9 protein-coding genes, 1 pseudogene and 1 other annotated feature are annotated in these 5,839 nt (G+C 58.1%); of the genes and pseudogenes, 9 read left to right on the top strand and 1 reads right to left on the bottom strand.

Annotated elements, in window-relative coordinates; all coding sequences use genetic code 11:
* The first annotated feature begins 253 nt into the window (after positions 1-253).
* The 9 genes from NW843_RS10895 (at position 254) to rplL (ending at position 5,485) form a co-directional block, all read left to right on the top strand.
* Positions 254-652: a hypothetical protein gene (locus NW843_RS10895; protein ID WP_414522948.1), complete on the top strand. Its 399-nt coding sequence runs from the start codon at positions 254-256 to the stop codon at positions 650-652.
* Positions 653-657: 5 nt separating this feature from the next.
* On the top strand, positions 658-1,413 hold the full coding sequence (gene trmD / locus NW843_RS10900) for a tRNA (guanosine(37)-N1)-methyltransferase TrmD (protein WP_414522949.1): 756 nt from the start codon (positions 658-660) through the stop codon (positions 1,411-1,413).
* Positions 1,414-1,416: 3 nt separating this feature from the next.
* The gene (locus NW843_RS10905; RefSeq protein ID WP_414522950.1) at positions 1,417-1,794 is read left to right on the top strand and encodes a hypothetical protein; all 378 of its coding nucleotides are present in this window, start codon (positions 1,417-1,419) and stop codon (positions 1,792-1,794) included.
* 103 nt (positions 1,795-1,897) lie between these two features.
* Positions 1,898-2,170: a preprotein translocase subunit SecE gene (gene secE / locus NW843_RS10910; RefSeq protein WP_011432847.1), complete on the top strand. Its 273-nt coding sequence runs from the start codon at positions 1,898-1,900 to the stop codon at positions 2,168-2,170.
* A gap of 62 nt (positions 2,171-2,232) precedes the next feature.
* Positions 2,233-2,898, top strand: coding sequence for a transcription termination/antitermination protein NusG (gene nusG / locus NW843_RS10915; RefSeq protein WP_414342805.1), 666 nt, complete (start codon positions 2,233-2,235; stop codon positions 2,896-2,898).
* A gap of 9 nt (positions 2,899-2,907) precedes the next feature.
* Positions 2,908-3,333 carry a 50S ribosomal protein L11 gene (gene rplK / locus NW843_RS10920; RefSeq protein ID WP_011432849.1) on the top strand — a complete coding sequence of 142 codons (426 nt, stop codon included), beginning with the start codon at positions 2,908-2,910 and terminating at the stop codon, positions 3,331-3,333.
* Between the two features lie 106 nt (positions 3,334-3,439).
* Positions 3,440-4,150, top strand: a complete 711-nt coding sequence (rplA, locus tag NW843_RS10925) for a 50S ribosomal protein L1 (RefSeq protein WP_011432850.1) — start codon at positions 3,440-3,442, stop codon at positions 4,148-4,150.
* Between the two features lie 79 nt (positions 4,151-4,229).
* Positions 4,230-4,389 (top strand) — a sequence feature (ribosomal protein L10 leader region).
* A gap of 58 nt (positions 4,390-4,447) precedes the next feature.
* The gene (gene rplJ, locus NW843_RS10930) at positions 4,448-5,011 is read left to right on the top strand and encodes a 50S ribosomal protein L10 (protein ID WP_414522951.1); all 564 of its coding nucleotides are present in this window, start codon (positions 4,448-4,450) and stop codon (positions 5,009-5,011) included.
* Positions 5,012-5,074: 63 nt separating this feature from the next.
* Positions 5,075-5,485 (top strand): 50S ribosomal protein L7/L12, encoded by a 411-nt coding sequence (gene rplL / locus NW843_RS10935; protein WP_414329114.1) that lies wholly within the window; start codon positions 5,075-5,077, stop codon positions 5,483-5,485.
* A gap of 57 nt (positions 5,486-5,542) precedes the next feature.
* Here the strand turns inward: rplL and NW843_RS10940 are convergent.
* Positions 5,543-5,839, bottom strand: a pseudogene (locus NW843_RS10940) (hypothetical protein); the annotation flags it as partial.

The following is a 5,839-nucleotide window of genomic DNA, read 5'->3' on the forward strand; positions in this document are numbered from 1 at the left end:
GAACAGTGATGTTCAGCAGTGTTCAGCGTAAATGTATCAGCACGAACTGCTGGAATCGATTGTGGAGCGCCTAAACAGTGGCGAGATCCGCGCCGTCGATTAAACCCTGTCTTCAGGTTGAGATTGCCCTCAAGACTTTGGAGAACTAGACTCCAGTCTGTCCTCGAACGCCGGGTATTCTGCTTGTATCCTTGGGCTCATCCCGTCGGGTGGATCGCCTAGAATAATCCACAACCCACCTCTTTCTGCTGCCATGAGTTCTCACTCTTCAGATTGGTTCACGCGGGCTCGCCACATTTTTTACGGCACGGCCACCGCTCTGGTGGAGATCCTGCAAGACCCGGAAAAGCGCACCGAAAACCTCAACCGCCTCTCGATGGACTTGGGCCAACTGGCGGCAGAGCTGGAGCAAAAGGGAGAGTTGATCGAGCAGGAGGCAATTCGTTACGTTGAGAGTCTCAGGGATCCAGCCGCCAACGCCCCCTCGGCAAGTCCTGACTCTGAAGCGCCTGTCGAGAATGCTCCCCCGACACCAGCTTCCTCCCCCAACAAGCCGGCTATCTCCAGAGAAGAGATGGCTGAGTTGATGGAGCTGATCCATCAGATTGAGTCCTTGCGCCTGGATTTGGAGCGGTTGCGCACCTCGTCCTGAGTCCTGTGCGGTTCGATATCCTTACCCTTTTCCCCGAATTTTTTGAAACGCCGCTGCGCATTGGGCTGGTGGGCAAAGCCCTACAGCAGGGGATCGCCGAAGTCCACTGCACCAATCCACGCGACTTCGCCACCGATAAGCACCGCCGTGTCGATGATGAGCCCTACGGGGGTGGGGTGGGCATGGTGCTCAAGCCAGAGCCTTTCTTCGCTGCTGTCGCCTCCCTGCCCCGGTTGGATCCCTGCGAGATCATTCTGCTGACGCCCCAGGGGCAACCGCTAAACCAGGCGCTGCTGCAGGAGCTGGCCCAGAAGGCGCAGCTGATCCTGCTGTGTGGCCAGTACGAAGGCTTTGACGAACGCATCCGCCAATACCTGGCCACCCGCGAGGTGTCGCTGGGGGATTTTGTCCTGACCGGGGGGGAAATTCCGGCGCTGGCCCTGATCAACGGCGTGGTGCGGCTCTTGCCGGGCACTGTGGGCAAGGTAGACTCGTTAAAGAGGGAAAGCTTCCAGGCGGGGCTGCTGGACTATCCTCAGTACACCCGCCCGCCAGAGTTTCAGGGGTACAAGGTGCCGCCGGTACTCCTCTCAGGCGACCATCAAGCAATTGCCCGTTGGCGTCTGCAGCAGCAGCTGGTTCGAACCTGGCAAAGGCGGCCAGACCTGTTGGCCAAGCGCCCCTTGACCGCCGAAGAGCAGCAGTTGTTGGTAGAGGGGCTGGCGGAGCAGCACCCTCGTGTAAACGAAGCGGAGAAATAAATCATGCTCGGCAAGCTTCTCAACCGTCTCCTGAATCCATCGCCCGTCTGCTGGCGTGGGATCCCCTCGCCCCCAGTGCTGCTTCTGGTGGGGATGGCTTTGAGCTCGGTTCTGAGCGGTTCTGGGGTGGCCCTGGCCCAAAGCGGAAGTGTCAACGAGGCCATTCGCCGCGACAGCAATCCCCCTCTGTTCGATGGCACCAGCATTAACGTCAACGATCTCTTCCGGGCTGCCGACTTCCTCTCTCGCCAAAGTGCCGCTTCCCGCTGGGACGGGAAGGCCAGCGTCGATGCTGCTGTGGAGCAATTTAACCAATCCCGCCGCCGCTCCCTGCTGCTTTCTCCCGCTTCCTTGACACCTGAGCCCACCCCCACTCCCTAAGGTTGGATCCCATTCCCGGTAAATCTGTTAGGATCGCAAAGCCGATCCCGTGCCTGCTGAAATGCGGTACACCGTTTTCGGGATCCATTAGGAGAACACCGCCGTGGTTAAGAGCACCCCCTCCAGCAAAGCCGATACGGAGCAGCGTTTGGATCCCGCCAGCCGGGGCCACTCCAAAGACAGTTCCACCGCACCCAAAGGGATCCCGGGTTTTATTCAAGAGACCCGCACAGAATTAAGCAAGATTGTTTGGCCGAGCCGCCGGCAATTGATCGGCGAGTCGGTAGGGGTCTTACTGATTGTGTTGGCTTTTGCTTCCTTCATCTACCTGGTCGATCAAGTGTTTGCTTGGGTAGCCACTCAGCTGTTCTTGTGATGTTCTGTCCTGAGGGGCAAGAGAGTCATGTTCAAGGATGGCTACAGGGAGGATGTGAGGTGATGAGGCCAGAGCAGCAGCGAAAACGTCGTGGGGGCCGTGTGGAGCACTTTGAGCCTGCAGACGCGATCCCGGAACCGGACGAGGGGGAAGGTCAAGAGCGTCGTAACCTGCGCTGGTACGCCGTGCAGGTGGCTTCCGGCTGCGAAAACAAAGTGAAGAGCACCCTGATGCAACGGGCGGCTGCTTTGGATGTGGCGGATCAAATTGTCGAGGTGGTGATCCCGAAGCGAACGGGCTTCAAGCTGGATCGAACCGGCAAGCGCCAGGAGCAAGAGGAGAAGATTTTTCCCGGCTATGTCCTGGTACGCATGGACATGAACGACGACACTTGGATGGTGGTGAAAACAACCCCCAATGTGATCAACTTTGTTGGCACGGAAGAAAAACGGGCCTACGGTCGCGGTCGGGGGCATGTTACGCCGCGTCCCCTCAGCCAAAGTGAGGTGCAGCGCATCTTCAGCAGCGTCGAGGTGGAGGAAGTGCCCCTCAAGATCGACATGGCACCTGGGGATCGCATCGAGGTGCTGTCCGGCCCCTTCCAAGGTTTCTACGGCGAGGTGGTGGAGGTCAGCCCAGAACGGGGCAAGCTCAAGGCGTTGATCTCAATTTTCGGGCGCGATACCCCGGTAGAATTAGAGTTTGGTCAAGTGCGAAAAGAGGTGTAACTGCGTTTCATGGCTAAGAAGTTGGTGGCCGTGGTCAAGTTGGCCATTCAGGCGGGCAAGGCCACCCCCGCTCCCCCCATTGGCCCAGCCTTGGGTCAACACGGGGTCAACATCATGGCCTTTTGTAAGGAGTACAACGCCAAGACGGCGGATCAGGCCGGGATGGTGGTGCCTGTTGAAATCTCCATCTTCGAGGATCGCAGCTTTACCTTCGTCCTCAAGACGCCGCCAGCTTCGGTGTTGATCAAGAAGGCTCTGGGCATTGAGTCTGGCTCCAGCGAGCCCCACAAAACCAAGGTGGGATCCCTGACCCGAGCTCAACTGCGCCAGATCGCCGAGCAGAAGCTGCCGGATTTGAATGCCCACGATGTGGAGGCGGCCATGAAAATTATTGCCGGAACTGCTCGCAGCATGGGGGTGACGGTGGTGGATTGATGGAGGGATCCCTTGCCCGGTCTGAGGTGTTCACGGTCTTGAAAAAGTTGTTCTAGCAAACCACTGTGGGGGAGAGAAGTTCTCGTCAGTACCCCGAGGAGAAACGATGGCTCGAAAGCTTTCCAAACGTATGCAGGCTTTGCGGGAGAAGGTGAAGCCCATTGCCTATGCTCCCGAAGCCGCTTTGGCCCTGATGAAAGAGACGGCCACCGCCAAATTTGAAGAGGCGGCAGAGGTTCACATCCGCCTGGGGATCGATCCCAAGTACGCCGACCAACAACTGCGCACCACCGTGGTCTTGCCCAGGGGCACCGGCCAAGAGATCCGGGTGGCGGTGATTGCCCGCGGCGAGAAAGTGGTGGAGGCCCAAAATGCAGGGGCGGATCGGGTTGGATATGAAGACCTGATCGAGGAAATCAGCAAGGGCATGATGGATTTTGACCTTCTGATCGCCACCCCCGATGTGATGCCCCAAGTGGCCAAGCTGGGGCGGCTGTTGGGGCCGCGCGGCCTCATGCCCTCTCCCAAGGGGGGAACGGTGACCATGGATCTGGCCCAGGCGATCAAAGAGTTTAAAGCCGGCAAGCTGGAGTACCGGGCGGATCGCACCGGCATTGTGCATTTGATCTTCGGCAAGTGTAAGTTCCCCGTCGAAGCTCTGCTGGAGAACCTAAAGGCAGTGCAGGAGTCCATCGATCGCAACCGTCCTTCTGGAGCCAAGGGCAAGTATTGGCGAACCCTACACGTTTCTGCTACAATGGGGCCCTCGATTGAGGTTGATATCAATGCCCTGCGGGAGCTGAAGTTGGCAACTTAAGCCTTGCTTCGGCGCTGCGATGGGTTGAAAAGGGTTTGAGTGAGTGTAATTTGGAGGAGGATCCCGGCAGAACATCTTTCCCCAGTCGAATAGCAAGCCGAAGACAGCAGGTGCCCGCGGGCTTAATGTCCTGCCGAGGTTTGAGCGAAGTTCAAAGGGATCCCTTCTTGGATCGCTTTTGATGGTGCGCTTATCTCCATGCGTCTCGGCCACGGCTGGGACGCATTCTGTTTGGCAGAACCCAGATTCACCACCCGTTAACCCTGGGTGACCATTGACAACAAAGGAGGTGAGCGCATGGGCAAGCAACCTGTAGCCAAGAAAGCGGAGATCGTCGATAAAGTCCGATCCCTGCTACAAGCCAGCCAAATGGTGCTGGTGATCGACTACAAGGGGCTGACCGTTTCGGAGATGGATCAACTGCGGGCAGAGCTGCGCAAATCGGATTCGGTTTGCATGGTTGTTAAGAATACCCTGATGCGGCGGGCCATCGCCGACCAAAAAGCTTGGGCAGGGATCATTCCCTTTTTGGCGGGGCCGACGGCCTTTATCTTGATTCGGGGCGATATTTCAGCCGCCCTGAAGGCGTATCAAGATTTTGCCAAGCAAACCAAGAAAACCGAGTTCCGCGGTGCTGGCATTGAAGGGCTATCCCTGACCTTGGAGCAGGCCAAGGCCATCGCCGAGCTACCGCCCAAGGAAGTGCTCATGGCCCAAGTGGCGGGCAGCCTCAAGTCGGTGGCCACCGGCCTGGCGGTCGGGCTCAATGCTGTGCCCACGCAAGTGGCGCGCGGTATCCACGAGATCCCAGCCTCTCTGGGGCGGGCCATCCGGGCCATTGCCGACAAGGAGGCCGCATAAAGGGCTTCAGTTCATCAGCCCAAACCTGTGTATCGATTCTGTTACCCCCAAGGAGAAACCATCATGTCTTCAGAGCGCGTTGCAAAGATTTTGGAAGAGTTGAAAGCCTTGAGCTTGCTGGAAGCTTCCGAGCTGGTGAAAGCCATCGAGGAAACCTTTGGCGTCAGTGCAGCAGCCCCAGCCGGCGGCATGGTCATGGCAGCTCCTGTGGCAGCGGCGGCGGCAGCTCCGGCGGCAGCCCCTGAGCCGGTGGAAGAGCAAACTGCCTTTGATGTCATCCTCGAGGCTGTGCCAGCCGACAAGAAGATCGCCATCCTCAAGGTGGTGCGCGAGTTGACCGGCTTGGGTCTGAAGGATGCCAAAGATCTGGTCGAGGCGGCTCCCAAACCCGTCAAAGAAGGGGTTGCCAAAGAGGAAGCCAACGACATCAAGAAGAAGCTGGAAGAAGCCGGCGCTACCGTCAAGATCAAGTAGTTCCAGTTACGAGGAGAGCGCCTCTCCCTGCTCTGACGAGGAATCTAATCAAGACTCTCAAACCCAAGGGGGGCTGCTCCGGCCCCTCTTTTGGGTCTGCCCGACCATTGGCGTGGGTTCGGGATCCCTGCTCCGCCGCGCTTCCACCTCTCCGTGAGCTTTCAAAAGGGCAGCCAGCTTGCGACGCATGACAATGCCGGGTTTATCCGTGAACATGTGCTGCTCCGCCTTGATATCAAGGGGAACATCGTAGTCGGTGCTTTCCAGAACCCATTGATCCTCAAGGGTTACCTGTCGATCGAAGGCGATGATACTCTCAGCTAGAAATCGCAGGAGCCCCGCACTGTACCCGTA

Origin of the sequence: Synechococcus sp. R5-12 (assembly GCF_047502655.1) — a bacterium.
Lineage (GTDB): Bacteria > Cyanobacteriota > Cyanobacteriia > Thermostichales > Thermostichaceae > Thermostichus.